General features: G+C 72.6%; 12 protein-coding genes. 10 read left to right on the plus strand and 2 right to left on the minus strand.

Going from position 1 to position 16459, the window contains the following annotated elements; translation table 11 throughout:
• Positions 1-34: 34 nt before the first annotated feature.
• Positions 35-844: a hypothetical protein gene (locus tag ACGFML_RS01640; RefSeq protein ID WP_393538812.1), complete on the minus strand. Its 810-nt coding sequence runs from the start codon at positions 842-844 to the stop codon at positions 35-37.
• Positions 845-1077: 233 nt separating this feature from the next.
• On the opposite strand from ACGFML_RS01640, the gene ACGFML_RS01645 reads away from it, so the two are divergent.
• From ACGFML_RS01645 to ACGFML_RS01670, 6 genes are read left to right on the plus strand one after another with little or no spacing between them, the layout of a single operon-like run.
• Positions 1078-2586, plus strand: coding sequence for an aldehyde dehydrogenase family protein (locus ACGFML_RS01645; protein WP_393538815.1), 1509 nt, complete (start codon positions 1078-1080; stop codon positions 2584-2586).
• A 49-nt stretch (positions 2587-2635) separates the two neighbouring features.
• A complete protein-coding gene (locus tag ACGFML_RS01650; RefSeq protein WP_393538817.1) occupies positions 2636-4177 on the plus strand; it encodes a GMC family oxidoreductase in 1542 nt (513 codons plus the stop codon).
• Positions 4177-5283, plus strand: a complete 1107-nt coding sequence (locus ACGFML_RS01655) for a glycine betaine/L-proline ABC transporter ATP-binding protein (protein WP_393538819.1) — start codon at positions 4177-4179, stop codon at positions 5281-5283. Before ACGFML_RS01650 ends, ACGFML_RS01655 begins: the two co-directional genes overlap by 1 nt.
• Positions 5283-5456: a hypothetical protein gene (locus tag ACGFML_RS01660; RefSeq protein ID WP_393538821.1), complete on the plus strand. Its 174-nt coding sequence runs from the start codon at positions 5283-5285 to the stop codon at positions 5454-5456. Before ACGFML_RS01655 ends, ACGFML_RS01660 begins: the two co-directional genes overlap by 1 nt.
• The gene (locus tag ACGFML_RS01665) at positions 5453-7444 is read left to right on the plus strand and encodes an ABC transporter permease (protein WP_393538824.1); all 1992 of its coding nucleotides are present in this window, start codon (positions 5453-5455) and stop codon (positions 7442-7444) included. Before ACGFML_RS01660 ends, ACGFML_RS01665 begins: the two co-directional genes overlap by 4 nt.
• A gap of 2 nt (positions 7445-7446) precedes the next feature.
• On the plus strand, positions 7447-8445 hold the full coding sequence (locus ACGFML_RS01670; protein WP_393538826.1) for an ABC transporter substrate-binding protein: 999 nt from the start codon (positions 7447-7449) through the stop codon (positions 8443-8445).
• A gap of 268 nt (positions 8446-8713) precedes the next feature.
• Here the strand turns inward: ACGFML_RS01670 and ACGFML_RS01675 are convergent, their stop codons facing one another.
• Complete coding sequence (locus tag ACGFML_RS01675; protein ID WP_393538828.1) at positions 8714-9220, minus strand: DinB family protein; 507 nt, start codon at positions 9218-9220, stop codon at positions 8714-8716.
• Between the two features lie 68 nt (positions 9221-9288).
• Between ACGFML_RS01675 and ACGFML_RS01680 the strand changes: the two genes are divergently transcribed.
• The 4 genes from ACGFML_RS01680 (at position 9289) to ACGFML_RS01695 (ending at position 16446) form a co-directional block, all read left to right on the plus strand.
• On the plus strand, positions 9289-10998 hold the full coding sequence (locus ACGFML_RS01680; RefSeq protein ID WP_393538829.1) for a sensor histidine kinase: 1710 nt from the start codon (positions 9289-9291) through the stop codon (positions 10996-10998).
• The gene (locus ACGFML_RS01685; RefSeq protein ID WP_393538831.1) at positions 10995-11720 is read left to right on the plus strand and encodes a response regulator; all 726 of its coding nucleotides are present in this window, start codon (positions 10995-10997) and stop codon (positions 11718-11720) included. Before ACGFML_RS01680 ends, ACGFML_RS01685 begins: the two co-directional genes overlap by 4 nt.
• An 86-nt stretch (positions 11721-11806) precedes the next feature.
• Positions 11807-14722, plus strand: coding sequence for a BRCT domain-containing protein (locus ACGFML_RS01690; RefSeq protein WP_393538833.1), 2916 nt, complete (start codon positions 11807-11809; stop codon positions 14720-14722).
• A gap of 554 nt (positions 14723-15276) precedes the next feature.
• Positions 15277-16446 carry a trypsin-like serine peptidase gene (locus tag ACGFML_RS01695; protein WP_393538835.1) on the plus strand — a complete coding sequence of 390 codons (1170 nt, stop codon included), beginning with the start codon at positions 15277-15279 and terminating at the stop codon, positions 16444-16446.
• Positions 16447-16459: the final 13 nt, after the last annotated feature.

The raw sequence follows: 16459 nt of genomic DNA on the forward strand, positions 1-16459 counted from the left end.
GCCGGCCCTTCCCGCCCCGGCGTGCGGTGCACGGTCAGGTGGTCTGCCCGCCCGGGTTCTGGCCCTGGAGGGCGTCCTCCAGTACGGAGATGTCCACGGTGTCGCCGGGCGGCGGGGTCTTCGACGAGACCGGCCGGTCGTAGTCGCTCATCAGGATCGTGCCGGTCTGGTGGTTGGCCTGGGCGGTGAGCTTGCGGGGGTAGTGCGTGCCGTCGACAGCCACGTAGAGGGTCTGGACGACGCCGTCGGTCGTCTTGACGACGGGCAGCACCCGGGTGCCGTCCTGGACGGTCGGCCTGCCCTTGGACAGGTGGGAGGTCGGGTGGCCGGAGGGCGGCGGGCTGGAGGGGCCGACCGCGGACTTCTGGAAGGCCTTCAGGTCGCAGGCGGTGGCCAGGCTCTTGAGGAAGGTGTCGTCGGCCGTGCCGTGCAGGTAGCGGCCCTGGTACTTCCGGGCGGCGGCGTCGCCCGCCTTGCCGGGCAGCTGGGTCTTCCAGAATGCGGCGTCGGGTTTCATCCACACCTGGTCCCCGCGTTTGACCAGGTCGATGCGGCCGTAGCTGCCCTTGCTGATGGTGCCGGTGCAGTTGCCCGCCTGGTCGAGAGTGAGGTCGAGCTTGCCCGGGTCGGCGGTGGACTGCGTGCGCAGGCGCAGGGATTTCGCGCCCGTGAGCTCGTGGAGGGCGGTGTCGGAGACCTGCTGGGCCGACTTGCCGGCGAGGTCGCCCTCGCCGTCCCCCGCGGTGGCCGCGGTCGCGACGCCCATCCAGGCAGACCCGGAGAGAAGGGCTGTTCCGCAGGTCAGGGCGGTGATCGCGGTCGCGGGGCGGCGTCTGCTGGCCATCGCTGCACCTCCGGTGAGAGGGACGTATCGGCTGGGGGCATACGGCTATTCAGGGTACGTTCCGGAAATTTCGTGCGCACATTGGACGAACGGGTAGACGCAGAGTGACTCGGCTCACTTTCTATGAATGTTTGGGCATAGGTGGGGGGCTTTCGGGGAGGGGTCCCCGTTGCTGAGTGCGCGATTGGTTGCACCAGTGGGAACAAAGTTCGTGAGCGGAAGGCAGAACACACGTGTCGGCTATCGAGACCATTCACGTAGACGGGGTGTGGCTCCCCGCCGCGTCCGGCGCCACGCGGGAGGTCCTCGACCCCGCCGATGCGACAGTGCTCCAGAAGGTGGCCGAGGGCGGCGCCGAAGACGTGGACGCCGCCGTCGCCGCCGCCCGCCGCGCCTTCGACGGCGGCGCGGGCGTCTGGCCCCGTACGGCCGTCGCCGAGCGCGCGGCGCTGCTGCGCCGGGTCGCCGATCTCCTGCAGCGCGACCGCGAGGAGATCGGGCTCATCGAGAGCCGGGACACCGGCAAGACGCTGGAGGAGGGCCGGGTCGACGTCGACTGCGTGACCGACGCCTTCCGCTACTTCGCCGATCTGGTCACGAACGAGAGCGGCGGCCGGGTCGTCGACGCCGGATCGCCGGACATCCACAGCATCGTTGTCCACGAGCCGGTCGGCGTGTGCGCGCTGATCACGCCCTGGAACTACCCGCTGCTGCAGGCCAGCTGGAAGGTCGCCCCGGCGCTCGCGGCCGGCAACACCTTCGTGATCAAGCCCAGCGAGGTCACCCCGCTCTCGACCGTCCACCTGGTGAAGCTGCTGGTGGAGGCCGGGCTGCCGGCCGGTGTCGCCAACATCGTCACCGGCGCGGGCCTGCCCGTCGGCCAGCGGCTGGCCGAGCACCCGGACGTGGACCTCTTCTCCTTCACCGGCGGCCTCGTCAGCGGCACGAAGGCGGGCGCGGCGGCGGTCTCCGACGCCAAGAAGATCGCGCTGGAGCTCGGCGGCAAGAACCCCAACGTCGTCTTCGCCGACGCCTGCGCCACGGAAGAGGGCTTCGACACCGCCGTCGACCAGGCGCTGAACGCCGCGTTCATCCACAGCGGCCAGGTCTGCTCCGCCGGCGCGCGGCTGATCATCGAGGAGCCGGTGCGCGACCGCTTCGTCGCCGAACTCGCCCGCCGCGCCGAGAAGATCAAGCTCGGCCGCGGCACCGAGGACGGCGTGGAGTGCGGCCCGCTGGTCTCCCAGCAGCAGCTCGACAAGGTCGAGGCGTACGTCGCCTCCGCCCTGGCCGAGGGCGCCCAGCTGCGCTCCGGTGGCGCCCGCCCCAAGCCCTCCGACGTCCGGCCCGCCACCGGCTACTTCTACGCGCCGACCGTGCTGGACGGCTGCCACCGCGAGATGAAGGTCGTCCGGGAGGAGACCTTCGGACCGATCCTGACGGTGGAGACCTTCACCACCGAGGACGAGGCCGTCGCGCTCGCCAACGACACCGAATACGGCCTCGCCGGCGCCGTCTTCTCCAGCGACACCGCCCGCGCCCGCCGGGTGGCCGCCCGCCTGCGGCACGGCACCGTGTGGATCAACGACTTCCACCCCTACCTCCCGCAGGCGGAGTGGGGCGGCTTCGGCAAGTCGGGCATAGGCCGGGAACTGGGCCCCACGGGTCTGGACGAGTACCGCGAGAGCAAGCACATTTACGAAAACCTCCGGCCGGAGCCGGTGCGCTGGTTCGCGGGCTGATCCCCCGACCGACCCGCGCACGCACGCACTTTGCAGTAAGGAGCACTCCATGCCCGTGTACGACTACGTCGTGGTCGGCGGTGGCACCGCCGGTTCCGTCATCGCCTCCCGGCTCACCGAGGACCCGGACGTCACCGTCGCCGTCATCGAGGGCGGGCCGTCCGACATCGACCGCGACGACGTCCTGACGCTGCGCCGCTGGCTCGGCCTGCTCGGCGGCGAGCTGGACTACGAGTACACGACCACCGAGCAGCCCCGCGGCAACTCGCACATCCTGCACAGCCGCGCCAAGGTCCTCGGCGGCTGCTCCTCGCACAACACCCTGATCTCCTTCAAGCCGCTGCCGTCCGACTGGGACGAGTGGGAGGAGGCCGGTGCCGCGGGCTGGAACGCCGAGACGATGGACCCGTACTTCGGCAAGCTGCGCAACAACATCGTGCGGGTGGCGAAGAAGGACCAGAACCAGATCGCCACGGACTGGATCGAGGCCACCAAGACCGCCCTGGGCGTCCCCGAGGTCGTCGGCTTCAACGACCGGCCCTTCGAGGAGGGCGTCGGCTTCTTCGACCTCTCCTACCACCCGGAGAACAACAAGCGCTCCTCCGCCTCGGTCGCCTACCTCCACCCGCACATGGAGGCCGGCGACCGCCCCAACCTCACGCTGATGCTGGAGACCTGGGCGCACAAGCTGGAGCTGGACGGCACCACCGCCAAGGGCGTCCACGTCCGCACCAAGGACGGCGAGGAGGTTTACGTCGAGGCCGCCCGCGAGGTGCTGGTCTGCGCCGGCGCCGTGGACACCCCCCGGCTGCTGATGCACTCGGGCATCGGGCCGCGGAAGGACCTCGAGGCGCTGGGCATGGAGTGCGTGCTCGATCTGCCGGGCGTCGGCGAGAACCTGATCGACCACCCCGAGTCGGTCATCGTCTGGGAGACCGACGGGCCGATCCCGGACAACTCCGCGATGGACTCCGACGCGGGTCTGTTCGTCAAGCGGGACCCGAACCACAAGGGCCCCGACCTGATGTTCCACTTCTACCAGATCCCGTTCACCGACAACCCGGAGCGACTGGGCTACGAGCGCCCCGAGCACGGCGTGTCGATGACCCCGAACATCCCCAAGTCCCGCTCCCGCGGCCGCCTCTACCTCACCTCGGCGGACCCCGAGGCCAAGCCGGCCCTGGACTTCCGCTACTTCGAGGACGAGGGCGACTACGACGGCAGGACCCTCGTCGACGGCATCAAGCTGGCCCGCAAGGTCGCCAAGGCCGAGCCGTTCGCCAAGTGGCTCAAGCGCGAGGTGTTCCCCGGCCCCGACGTCACCGACGACGCGGAGATCAGCGAACTCGTCCGCAAGGCCGCGCACACCGTCTACCACCCGGCCGGCACCTGCAAGATGGGCGCCGCCGACGACCGACTGGCCGTGGTCGACCCGCAGTTGAAGATCCGCGGGCTGGCGGGCATCCGCATCGCGGACGCCTCGATCTTCCCGACGATGCCGGCCGTCAACCCGATGCTGGGCGTGCTCATGGTGGGGGAGAAGTGCGCCGAACTGCTCCAGGAAGCACCTACCCAGGGAGGTGATGCGTGATGGCTGCCACAGCCCCCGGCGCATCCGAGATACCCACGCCCGACAAGGCCGCCGACGCGGCCCGTGAGATCGTGTTCTCCGTCCGCCACCTGTGGAAGGTCTTCGGGCCCAAGGCCGAACGCATCCCCGACGACGCCTCGGTCGCCGACCTCTCCGCGCAGGAACTGCGCGAGCAGACCGGCTGCACCGCCGCCGTCCGCGACGTCTCCTTCGACGTCCACAAGGGCGAGGTCTTCGTCGTCATGGGCCTGTCCGGCTCCGGCAAGTCCACCCTCGTACGCTGCCTGACCAGGCTGATCGAGCCGACCAGCGGCGACCTGGAGATGGACGGCGAGGACGTGCGCGCCATGGACGGCGCCACCCTGCGCGAACTGCGCCGCCGCCGCGCCTCGATGGTCTTCCAGCACTTCGGCCTGCTGCCGCACCGCACCGTCCTCGACAACGTCGCCTACGGCCTGGAGATCCAGGGCATAGGCAAGGCCGAGCGCCGGGCGAAGGCCGCCGAGGTGGTGGAGAAGGTCGGCCTGGCGGGCCTGGAGAAGCGCCGCCCCGGCCAGCTCTCCGGCGGCCAGCAGCAGCGCGTCGGTCTGGCCCGCGCGCTCGCCGTGGACCCCGAGGTCCTCCTCTTCGACGAGCCGTTCAGCGCCCTCGACCCCCTCATCCGCCGCGACATGCAGGAAGAGGTCATCCGCCTGCACCAGGACGAGGGCCGCACCATGGTCTTCATCACCCACGATCTCGCCGAGGCACTGCTGGTCGGCGACCGGATCGCCCTGATGCGCGACGGCAAGATCGTCCAGCTCGGCACCCCCGAGGAGATCGTCGGCTCCCCGGCCGACGACTACGTCCGCGACTTCGTCCGGGACGTCCCCCGCGAGCAGGTGCTGACCGTGCGCCGTGCGATGCGCCCCGCCGAGGACGGCGAGGCCGACCAGGGCCCGGCGCTCACGCCCGACACCCTGATCTCCGACGCCATCGAGGCGGTCGCCCGCTCCGGTGCCGCCCGCGTCGTCGACGACGGCCGCTGCCTGGGCATCGTCGACCACGCCTGCCTGCTCGACGTGGTCGCCCGCATCGACCGCGGGCGCGACGAGGTGACCGCCTGATGTACGCCGCCGCTCCGTACCGTGGCGCCGCGCTCCGCGCCGTCAGCTCCCGGGCCCCCGTGGCCACCCGCCGCTCCCGCCTGCGCGTCGCCCTGCTGCGCCGCTGGCGCGAGGCCCAGCGCGCCGCCGCGATGCAGGTGTCGGTCGGCACCGTGAAGCGGGGGCGCGCATGAGCTATTTCGGTACGCCCCCGATCTCCCAGAGATACCTCGACACCGTCAAGCTCGCCCCGTTGCAGCAGCTGCTGCGTCGCCGCGGCCTGGCCAAGCTCCTGCTGCTCGCCGTCGCCTCGGCGGTCATCGTCCCGCTGCTCCAGGCCAAGTACGGCGCCGCCTGGCCGCACGCCCTGACCGTCGACCTGTCCGGGCCGCTCAACTCGACGACCGACTGGATCATCGACAACCGCGACAGCCACCCGCTGTTCGTCTACTTCCTCGGCCACCTCAGCAACGCCGTCGTGATCTCCGTACGCGGCGTCTACCTGCTGCTGCTCGCGCTCGGCTGGACCGGTGTGACGGCCGGTGTGACGCTGATCGCCTGGCGCGTCGCCGGTCTGCGCATCGCCGCGACCGCACTGATCTCCTTCCTGGTCAGCGGCCTGCTGGGGATGTGGGTGCCGACCATGCAGACGCTCGCGCTGATGATCATCGCGGTCCTCGCCTCGGTCGTCGTCGGTGCGCTGATCGGCCTCGCCGCCGGTCTGTCGGAGCGCGCGTTCCGGATCCTGCGGCCGGTCCTCGACACCATGCAGGTGCTGCCGGCCTACGCCTATCTGCTGCCCGTCGTGCTGGTCTTCGGCATGGGTGTACCGGCCGCCCTGCTGGCCACCGTCGTCTACGCCGCCCCGCCGATGGCGCGGCTGACCGCGCTCGGGCTGCGCGGCGCGGACGCCGGAGTGCTGGAAGCGGTCGCCTCGCTCGGTGCCACCGGCCGGCAGCGGCTGCTGACCGCCCGGCTCCCGCTGGCCCGCAAGGAACTGCTGCTCGGCCTCAACCAGACGATCATGATGGCGCTCGGTATGGCCGTCATCGCCTCGGTGATCGGCGCTGCCGGCCTCGGCGACCGCGTCTACCAGGCGCTGGGCTCGGTGGACGTCGGCGCCGCGCTCGCGGCCGGCATCCCGATCGTGCTGCTGGCCATCGTCATGGACCGCACCACGGCGGCCGCCGGCGCACGGCTGGGCACCTCCGAGCCCACCGGGCCGAAGCTGCTGCGCGGCTGGCCCGCCTGGGTCGGCGTCGCCGTGATCACCGCCGTGCTCACCCTCGTCGGCCGGCTGACCGGCTCGCTGGTCTGGCCGGCCGGCTGGGTCGTGGCCATCGCCCGCCCCGTCAACGACTTCAAGGAGTGGATGGTCGACCACATCTACACCGGAGTCCCCGTCGTCGGCGGCACCGCCGACTGGGCGGCGCACTTCACCGACTGGGTGCTCACCCCGCTGCGTGACGGCCTGACCGCGCTGCCCTGGTACGGCGTGCTGCTCATCGTCGCCGCGCTGGCCTGGATCATCGGCACCTGGCGCACCGCGCTGACCGCCGTCCTCGCGATGGCCGCCACCGGTGTGCTGGGCGTCTGGAAGCCCTCCATGAACACCCTGTCCCAGGTGGTCGCCGCGCTCGTGGTGACCCTGGTGATCGGCTTCGGCGTGGGCATCCTGGCGGCCGGCAGCAAGCGTCTCGAGGCGATCCTGCGCCCGGTCCTGGACGTCATGCAGACCATGCCGCAGTTCGTCTACCTCATCCCGGTCGTCGCGCTGTTCATGGTGGGCCGGGCCCCGGCCGCCGCCGCGGCGATCGTCTACGCGCTGCCCGCCGTCATCCGCATCACGACCCAGGGCCTGCGCCAGGTGAACCCGGCCGCGGTGGAGTCCGCCGAGTCGCTCGGTGCCACCCGCTGGCAGATCCTGCGCCAGGTCCAGCTCCCGCTGGCCAGGCCCGCACTGCTGCTGGCCGTCAACCAGGGCGTGGTGCTGGTCCTCGCCGTCATCATCATCGGTGGCCTGGTCGGCGGCGGTGCGCTCGGCTACGAGGTCGTCAAGGGCCTCGCCACCGGCGACCTGGCCGTCGGTCTGGTCGCGGGCGTCGCCATCGTCTGCATGGGGCTGATGCTCGACCGGGTCACCCAGCCGACGGAACGCCGCACTACGGGGAAGGGAGCCTGACCATGTCCCGTACCCGAACCCGTACCCGACTGAAGGTCATCGGCGCGTCGCTGGCCGCCGGCACGGTGCTGCTGTCGCTCTCCGGCTGCGGCAAGGCCGATATGACCAAGCAGGGCTCGCCGTTCGCGGCGGCCGCGGGGTCCAAGTCCGTCACCCTCTCGGTGCAGACCTGGGTCGGCGCACAGGCCAACGCGGGGGTGGCGAAGTACATCCTCGAACACAAGATGGGCTACCACGTCGACACCGTGCAGGTCGACGAGATCCCCGCCTGGGACGCGCTGAGCCAGGGCCGGGTCGACGCGATCCTGGAGGACTGGGGCCACCCGGATCAGGAAGCGCGCTACGTCAAGGACAAGAAGACGATCACGGCGGGCGGCGGCAACGGCGTCACCGGCCACATCGGCTGGTTCGTCCCCAAGTACTGGGCCGACAAGCACCCCGAGGTCAAGAGCTGGAAGAACCTCAACAAGTTCGCCAAGCAGCTGCGCACCTCGGAGAGCGGCAACAAGGGCCAGCTGATGGACGGTTCGCCGTCCTACGTCACCAATGACGAGGCGCTGGTGAAGAACCTGGGCCTCGACTACCAGGTGGTGTTCGCGGGCTCCGAGGCGGCGCAGATCACTCAGATCCAGCAGTTCGCCAAGCAGAAGAAGCCCTTCCTCACCTATTGGTACGAGCCGCAGTGGCTCTTCAACAAGGTGCCGATGGAGGAGGTCAAACTCCCCAAGTACACCGATGCCTGTGCGGAGAAGGGCACGAAGGACCCCAAGTCCGTCGACTGCGAGTACCCCACCACGCCGCTGCAGAAGTTCTTCAACACGGACTTCGTCCAGCACGGCGGCGCGGCCGCGAAGTTCCTGAAGAACTTCAAGTGGACCAAGGACAACCAGAACGAGGTCTCCGAAACGATCGCCTCGGACGGCCTGTCCGCGGACGAGGCGGCCAAGCGCTGGGTGGAGAAGCACCCGGACGTCTGGAAGAAGTGGCTGCCGAAGAAGTAGCCGGGGCGTCGTCCTGAGGCGGGGGGGGGCGCCCCCGCGCGGGGGGGCGCCCCCCCCCGGGGGGGGCGGGGGGGGGGGCCCCGCCCCGGGGCGCCGCCCCCCCCGCGCGCCCGGGGGGGGGGGGGGGGGGCCCCTGGGGGGGGTGTTCACCCCCCCGGTTTTTTTTTTTTTGGGGGGGGGGGGGCGGGCGGGGGGGGGGGCCGGGGGGGGGGGGGGCCCCCCCCCGGGGGGGGGGCCCCCCCCCGCCTCGTTCGCTGCGCGGTTCGGCTCACCTGCCGGTGACCCCGTCCGCCTGCTCGCGCAGGATGTCGGCGTGGCCCGCGTGCCGGGCCGTCTCCTCGATCATGTGGACCAGGATCCAGCGCAGCGACCGGGTCGCGTCGTCCTTCCCGGCCGGCCGGGCGGACCGGCGGCCCAGGTCGTCGCAGCGCCCGATGATGTCGTCGGACCGTGCGACAGCAGCCCGGTAGGCGGCGAGCAGATCGGTGGCACCGTCGGTCGCGGCGAGCTCCATCCCGAAGTCCGGATGCGGGACGTCGGCCCCCTCGAAGGCCCAGCCGAACCAGTAGACCTCGGCCGCCGTCAGATGCTTCACGAGCCCGAGCACGCTGGTGCCGGAGGGGACCCCGGCCGCGGCGCCCTGCGCCTCGGCAAGGCCGGCGGCCTTCGCCAACACCGCCTCCCGTACGTAGTCCAGGAACGCGACCAGCGTCGTCTTCTCGTCGGCGTCCGCACCGGGGGGACCGGTGTCGACGCGCGTGGGGGTCTCTGTCATCTGAGGACCGTAACCGGACGCGGGGGCGCGCCGCCCGGTACCGCCACCGCCTGCCGATAATCAACGGCATGTCCCGCACCGAGGCCACCGCCGCCACGCCCAAGAGGTCCACATCCCGCTGGGCGGCACCCGTCGGTGAGCTGTGTGCGGCACTCCTCTACATGGCCGGTGCCGCGTCGGCCTCCCTCGGGTTCTTCGACCTGCTGGCCTCGGAGGCGCAGGCGGCCCTCGCGTGCGCCGCCGTGGCTCTGCTGCTGCTCCGCCGCAAGCTGCCGATCATGGCGATGCTCGGCCTCGCCGCGGTGGCCGGGACGCTGCCGATCTCCGGCATGCTGACGGCCGTCGTCGCCTACACCGCGGCCCGCCGCATCGAGGCGCCCCGCCACCGTGCCGCCGTGCTGTCGGTCGCGGCCGCCCTCCCGGTGACCGTCAGCGTGCTGGGCACCGTGGCCACCGGCTACGGCAGCTGGCTGGTCGGTGCTGCGCTCGGCTTCCTGGTGGCCGGTGTCTGTGTACTGATCCCCGGCCTGGTCGGCAGCTCCCGGGGCCAGCAGGAACGCCTGGTCCTGGCCCTCCGGGACCGCGCCGCGACCGCAGAGCAGGCCCGGCAGCTCGCCGAGAGCGCCTCCCGGGCCGAGGAGCGCGCCCGGATCGCCGCCGAGATGCACGACCTCGTCGGCCACCGGCTCAGCCTGATCTCCCTCCACTCCGGCGGCCTGGAAATGGCCCTCGCCGCCAAGGCGCCCGAGCTGACGGCAGACGCCGCCCAGGTGCGCCTCGCCACCCGGGAGGCGATGCGGGAGCTGCGCGAAGTGCTCGGCGTACTGGGCCCGTTGGGTCGCGACACCGGCACCGACGCGCTCACCGACGCCACCGGCACCCGCTCCGACCTCACCGCCCTCGCCGAGGAGTCACGGGCCGCCGGCATCCCCGTCACCCTCAGCTGGGACGGCCCCGACCTGGACGCCCTGGAGCCGCGTCTGCGCCGCGCCGTGCACCGCGTCGTCCGCGAATCCCTCACCAACATCCACCGCTACGCCCCCTCCGCCGCCGCCGAACTGGCGGTGACCCACACCGAGGAGCGGATCCGGGTCCGGGTCCGCAACGGCGCACCGCCCGTCGCCCCCGAGGCCACCACCGGCCTGGGCACCGGCCGCGGCCTGCCCGGGCTGCGCGAACGCCTCCGGCTGCTGGGCGGCGAACTGCGCGCCGAACCCACCGCGTCCGGCGGCTTCCTGGTGACGGCGTCGCTCCCGCGGCACCCGGCCACCGCCACCGTGCCGGACCCCGCCGCCCCGCCCGCCGAGACGCCGCCACGCCGGGCCCCCGACACCCGCCCGGGCATCCCCCGCCCGCTGCGTCCGCTGCGCCATCTGCCGGGTGTGGCCGCCGCGTTGCTGGGGCTGACCGGAGTGGGCACGATGCTGCTGCTCGGCCTCTCCCTGGTGCAGAGCTCCCGACCGATGGCCGACAGCGTGCCCGACCGCACGGTGCGTACGGGCATGTCCGAGGCGGACGTCCGCGCGGCCGTCGGCTTCGAGAGCGACCTGGCCGGCGCCGCCGCCGCCGGCCGCGAGCCGCCCCGGCCCCCCGGCACGGCATGCTTCTTCCCCTACGGGACGGACCGCGCGACGCACGGCCGCCTGGCCCTCACCCGCTACTGCTTCCGCCACGACACCCTCGTCGAGATCAAGAAGTTCACGGTCCCGACGGCCCCCCACGGCCCGTCGGCCACCCCCGCGCCGACCGCCCCGCCAGCCACAGGGAGCCCCCGATGACGACGCCATCGCCCGACGCGAACAGCCCGCGCAACGGACCCGCGCACGACGGCCGCATCCGGGTCCTCCTCGCCGACGACGAGGAGATGATCCGGCACGGCGTGCGCCTGATCCTCCGGCACGCCGAGGACATCGAGGTGGTCGCCGAGGCGGCCAACGGCGCCGAGGCGGTCGAACTGGCCGCGGCCCGGCCGGTGGACGTCGCCCTCGTCGACATCCGCATGCCCGTCCTCGACGGCCTCGCTGCCATCGAGCGGCTGGTGCGGCTGGATTCCGCACCGCAGGTCGTCATGCTCACCACCTTCGGCGACGAGGAGAACGTCACCCGCGCCCTGCACGCCGGCGCCACCGGCTTCCTCCTCAAGGACGAGGGCCCCCAGGAGCTGATCAACGCCGTACGGGCCGCGGCCGCCGGCGATGCCGTCCTCTCACCGGGCGTCACCGGCCACGTCATCAAGCGGATGCTCCAGGCCACCGGACCCCACATCGGCTCCCCGGCCGCCACCGGCACCCCCGCCCAGCGCCTGGCCGCCCTCACCGGCCGTGAACACGAGGTCCTGGCGATGCTCGGCGCGGGCCTGGCCAATCAGGAGATCGGCCGCCGCCTCGACATCGGCCTCGGCACCGTCAAGACCCACGTCGGCCGCATCCTGGAGAAGACGGGGACGGGCAGCCGGGTCCAGGCGGCGCTGCTGGCCCACCAGGCTGGGTCGGTCCGGTAGGCCCCTGTCCCCGGTGCGGGCCAACTGCCCACCCTGGAAAGGGCGTTGGAAGGCGCCTGTCAGTGGCTGCGGATACGGTCCGCAGCATGGACGTACGAGGAATGACGATCGTGCTCGTCGGCCGTTTCCACGGCTTGCGCAGAAGCGAGGTGAAGCGGCGGCTGGAGGAGCTGGGCGCCCGGATGACGGGGACGGTCTCCGACCGGACGGATCTGGTGTTCTCCGAGTACCTCTTCGCCGAGGCGGGACGGAACCTCCAGCAGGCACGCGAGCGCGGCATCCCGATATGCGACGAGTCGGCGCTGCGGGCCCTGCTCGCCGATCCGGACGCGACCGACGACGAGGGCGAGCCCGGAGCGGAATCGGATCTGGTGGCCCTGCGGGCGCGACTGCTCAAGCTGGAGCGCGAGCAGGGCATCACGGAGGAGCACCGCGCCGCCACCCGCGAGATCCGCGCCGGCGAGGACGCCCAGCTCCTCCATCCCTACGGCCACCAGGTGGAGATCAACGACTACGCGCTCAGCCCCTGCGGCCGCTATCTGGCCACCGGCACCTGGCGGGGCGACGACAGCGCCGTCGGCGGCACCCTGCAGATCTGGGAACTGGCCACCGGACGCTGCGTCAACATCCTCGGCAGCCTGGACGGCGGGATCGGCCGGCCCGGCGAAGGCGGTGGCATCCAGTGGTCGGACGACAGCCGCCGCATCGGTCTCGCGTACCACCGCAACAGGATCGGTGTCTTCGACCCGTTCGACCCCGCCCTGCGTTCCAACAACTGGGCCGTCGCCCCGCTGGCCCTCGCCATGGTTGCGGACGAGGCGGCAGCGCCGCCCGCCTGGGCGCTGGCCCCGGACGGCAGGCGGGCCTTCGTGGCCTCCGCGTCACCGTGCGACGTGGGAGGCAGCGTCATCCCGCTGGACCGGGGCGATCTGCACTGGACGCCCGGTCAGGCGCCGCCCCGGCATCCCTTCCTGCTCGCCGAGCGGCTGCGGGAGCGGCTGCGGCCCGCGCAGGTGCGCGGGCACGGCGCCGTCGATCTCCAGGCCGATCACGTCCGCTGGTCGCGGGACGGCACGCGGCTGCAGGCGCAGGCCGAGGGCGGCCCGGGCTACCGGAAGGCGTTCGTCGTCGACGTCGCTTCCGGACAGGTGGACTGGCGGGCCGCCATCGGCGGGCTCGCCGCGTGGAGCCCGGACGACCGGCTGCTGGCGCACTACTACGACGGCCTGCGCTTCCTCGACGCGGCGACGGGCAGGCCGCGCGCCAAGGGAGCCGGGCACCGCGGCGTATCGGCGCTGCAGTGGGGCATGCGCGGCGACATGCCACGGCTGGCCGCCCTGGTGGGCGCGGGCAACACCGCGGGTGCCGAACCCGGCGTCTTCGTCTACGACGGGCACCGCTTCCGCTACCGCGTCGACGTCGCACCGGTGGACGTCGATCAGGTCTTCGCCGACTCCTGGGCCTGGTCCCCGTCCGGCGACGCGGGGGCCTGGCTCACCGCGGACGGACGAGTGGAGGTGTGGTCCCTGGACGGGGACGCGCCGCGGCGGCAGCGCACCCTGGACGTGCCGCCCGAGACCGGTGTGGTGCTGTGGGGAGCCGACGACGTCCTCGTCGCGATGAGCCCCACCACCTTGCGGTTCCTCCGGGCCGGATCGGGCGACGTCCTGGGCGACTTCACCTTCCTCCGCGAGCCCGGGGGCCCCCGGGCGCTGCCCGACGACTGGTGGCTCGACACCTGTCACTTCGCGCCCGACGACGAGGCGTGGTGCGCGGCGTTCCCCGAGGGCGTCGTGATCGCCCCGGACGGCCGGGCGGCCCGGTCGCTGGACGACGTCCTCGCCTGGTCGGTGCACAAGCGCCTGGCCTGGCCGGTGCGCTGGGGCGAGCTCGATGTCGTACCGGACGCGGTGGCCGCGAGCGCGCTGCTCGGCGACGAGCGCGGGGACGGCAGCGGCTGGTGGCTGAACTACAGCCTGGAGCGGAGGGAGGGGCGACCGTGGGGGACCACCGGCTGGCCGCCGCGGCGCTCGGCAACGGTCCGGGACCTGGTCAAGACGGCGGTCGAGACCTGCGCGGACCTGCCCGGCGACGGGGACGGCCGGGTCGCCCGGGATCTGCGGTACGCCGCCCGGCTGTACGCGCGGCGCGGCGAGCACACCCTGGCCGGCGGACTGGTCAGGGACATCCTGCCCCGGGGCGAGCAGGTGGCCGCGTCCGCCGAAGTGGCGATGATCCTGGCCGGCGCGGGACGGCGGGAAGACGCCCGCGCCGCCTTCCGGGTGGCGCAGCAGCATCTCGCGGCGCATGCCGAGGTGCTGTTCTGCAAGGACCACGAGATCGCGTTCGTGGCGGCGGCGCTGGGCGGGGCCCATGAGGCGCTGGGCGACCGGGCGCGGGCGGACGAGTGGTTCGACGTCGCACACCGGACCATCGCCCCGGAGCCCCGCGCCTGGCAGAACCGCCTCGCGGTCATCTGGGCGCTCACCGAATGCGGGCGCGAGGACGAGGCGCGGGCGCTGTGGGGGCCCGCCGCGTGGTACGCCGAGCCGGAGCCGGACGGCCCCACCGTCGAGGCGTGGCTGACCTATCTGGCGCGGACGGGCCGCCGCGCCCTGTACGACGCGTTCCTGGCCGCGTGGGAGGAGTCCGCCGCGCGCCGGCGCGAGGATCCCGCTTCCGCCCGCCTTCTCCCGGCGGACCTCCGCACCGCGACCGCGTCGCCCGGGCCCGCCGCCGCACACCTGACGCCCCCGACCCCGACCGACTCCGACATCGCCGAACTCGTGGCCGAGTACGCGCAGTTGCAGAAGATCCCGCGCAGCTACCGGATGCAGCCGACGCAACTCCTCATCGAGCGCGCGGCGCGCTGCGGGCACATCGGCGCGGTGATCGACCTGATCCGTCGGCTCCCCCGGCTCGAGGAGTACGAAGCCCGGCCCCGCACCGCGTTCACCGCGCTCCGGCTCGCCACGACAGGGTGTCCGGTGGAGCCCTGGTAGCGGGGCCGAACGGCCCGCGGCCGCCGTCACTCGTCCGGATGGCGGCCGCCGATCCACCGCGTGGCGCGGCGAAGGGCGCAGCAGTCTGGGGCCGCCTGCCGCCGACGAAGGGCCCGCCGCCATGCCGCTGCCGCCGAAATGCCCGACCCTGGACTGTGACGACTGGCTGTGGAAGGACACCACGACCACCGACACCGACTGGGACAACTGGCGTTGGTGGTGCCATCGGTGCGACCGGAAGTGGTATCCGACGGCGAAGCAGCTCGGGGAGTTCCGCCACGGGTCGTCCGGCAGACGGCATCAGCCTCTTTCCGCGTACCGGGACCCCAGAGTGGCCCGGTAGCGGCCGGCCGGCCGGCGTCGGGCGGCCCGGGGGGCGTCGCCCGCGGGGCACTCGGGACGATCCGCGCGGGCAGTGCCCCTGTGCGTCCGGCCCCTGGCTCTCCACGGCCCGCGGTGTGACGGCATAGTAGAGCCCGCCCCCGGCCGGGGGCATGTCGATACGGCGCCGCGCATCGGGCGGGCGCCGGTCCGTACCAGGGGGACTCCGCGCCATGCCATCCACTCGCCGTACCACCGCCGCGGCCGCGGCGCTGGCCGCCGTGCTCGCCCTCACCGCGACCGCCTGCGGCCCCGCCGACGACAGCGCCGCCGGGCCCGGCAGCTCGGCCGCCGCCGACCAGAAGGGCGCGGGCGACGACGGCCTGAAGCTGCCCAAGGGCATACCGACCAGCATCGACGGCCTCAAGAAGTGGAAGGACGGCGGCTGGCAGAACTGGGACAAGTGGGCCCGCAAGGCGGAGGACTTCGCCAACCCGGTCATCAAGGACCACTGGAAGACGGAACGGCTGGCCAAGGCGAAGCCCGCCCCCGACCTCAGCGTGAAGGCCACCGGTGCGGGCAGCGAGTTCGACGCCACCGACCCCGAGCCGCGGCCGGTCGACGCCCGGCAGATAGCCCGGCCCTACCACCTGCACAGGGCGCCGGTCGGCAAGGTCTTCTTCGACAGCCCCAGCGGTCCCCGGGTCTGCTCCGGCACGATCGTCTCGGACCCGGCGCACCCGGGAAAGTCCAACCTGGTGTGGACCGCGGGCCACTGCGTGCATTCCGGCAAGCGGGGCGGCTGGATGCGCAACATCGCGTTCGTGCCGTCGTACAACGACAACGGCGTGCCGATGAACCAGGTCAACAACACGCCGGCGCAGCAGATCATCCCGTACGGCCGGTTCTGGGCCGACTGGATCACCACCTCCGGTGAGTGGATGAACATGGGCAGCCAGGAGGTCGGCAACGGCGGTTCCGCCTACGACTTCGCCGTGCTGCACGTGAAGCCGGAGAACGGCGGCGGCAAGTCGCTGGAGGAGACCGTCGGGACGTCCGTGCCGGTCTGGTTCAATGCCCCCTCCGCCGAGCACATCAGCGGCATGGAGGCCGTCGGCTACCCGGCGGGCCCGCCGTACGACGGCGCGCGGATGATGAGCTGCCTGGACCGCCCCAGCCGCCTCACCATGCAGCAGGGCACGCCCGTCATGGACCGCATCGGCTGCACGATGACCGGCGGTTCCTCGGGCGGCGGCTGGTTCGTCGGCCGCGGCGGCAAGCTGACGCTGGTGTCCAACACGTCCATCGGCTCCAACGACAAGACCTGGCTGGCCGGCCCGCACCTGGGCCCGGAGGCGCAGCGCGTCTTCGACGGCATCAGCCGGAAGTTCGCCGGCCGGTAGGCACGAACGCGCG

It is taken from the genome of Streptomyces sp. NPDC048650, from assembly GCF_043199095.1.
GTDB lineage: Bacteria > Actinomycetota > Actinomycetes > Streptomycetales > Streptomycetaceae > Streptomyces.

Excerpts from the sequence above, each read along its gene's own strand:
- ACGFML_RS01655 (WP_393538819.1), top strand. The coding sequence starts at position 4,177 with ATGGCTGCCACAGCCCCCGGCGCATCCGAGATACCCACGCCCGACAAG.
- ACGFML_RS01695 (WP_393538835.1), top strand. The coding sequence starts at position 15,277 with ATGCCATCCACTCGCCGTACCACCGCCGCGGCCGCGGCGCTGGCCGCC.
- ACGFML_RS01665 (WP_393538824.1), top strand. The coding sequence starts at position 5,453 with ATGAGCTATTTCGGTACGCCCCCGATCTCCCAGAGATACCTCGACACC.
- ACGFML_RS01670 (WP_393538826.1), top strand. The coding sequence starts at position 7,447 with ATGTCCCGTACCCGAACCCGTACCCGACTGAAGGTCATCGGCGCGTCG.
- ACGFML_RS01660 (WP_393538821.1), top strand. The coding sequence starts at position 5,283 with ATGTACGCCGCCGCTCCGTACCGTGGCGCCGCGCTCCGCGCCGTCAGC.
- ACGFML_RS01690 (WP_393538833.1), top strand. The coding sequence starts at position 11,807 with ATGGACGTACGAGGAATGACGATCGTGCTCGTCGGCCGTTTCCACGGC.
- ACGFML_RS01675 (WP_393538828.1), bottom strand. The coding sequence starts at position 9,220 with ATGACAGAGACCCCCACGCGCGTCGACACCGGTCCCCCCGGTGCGGAC.
- ACGFML_RS01650 (WP_393538817.1), top strand. The coding sequence starts at position 2,636 with ATGCCCGTGTACGACTACGTCGTGGTCGGCGGTGGCACCGCCGGTTCC.
- ACGFML_RS01640 (WP_393538812.1), bottom strand. The coding sequence starts at position 844 with ATGGCCAGCAGACGCCGCCCCGCGACCGCGATCACCGCCCTGACCTGC.
- ACGFML_RS01680 (WP_393538829.1), top strand. The coding sequence starts at position 9,289 with ATGTCCCGCACCGAGGCCACCGCCGCCACGCCCAAGAGGTCCACATCC.
- ACGFML_RS01685 (WP_393538831.1), top strand. The coding sequence starts at position 10,995 with ATGACGACGCCATCGCCCGACGCGAACAGCCCGCGCAACGGACCCGCG.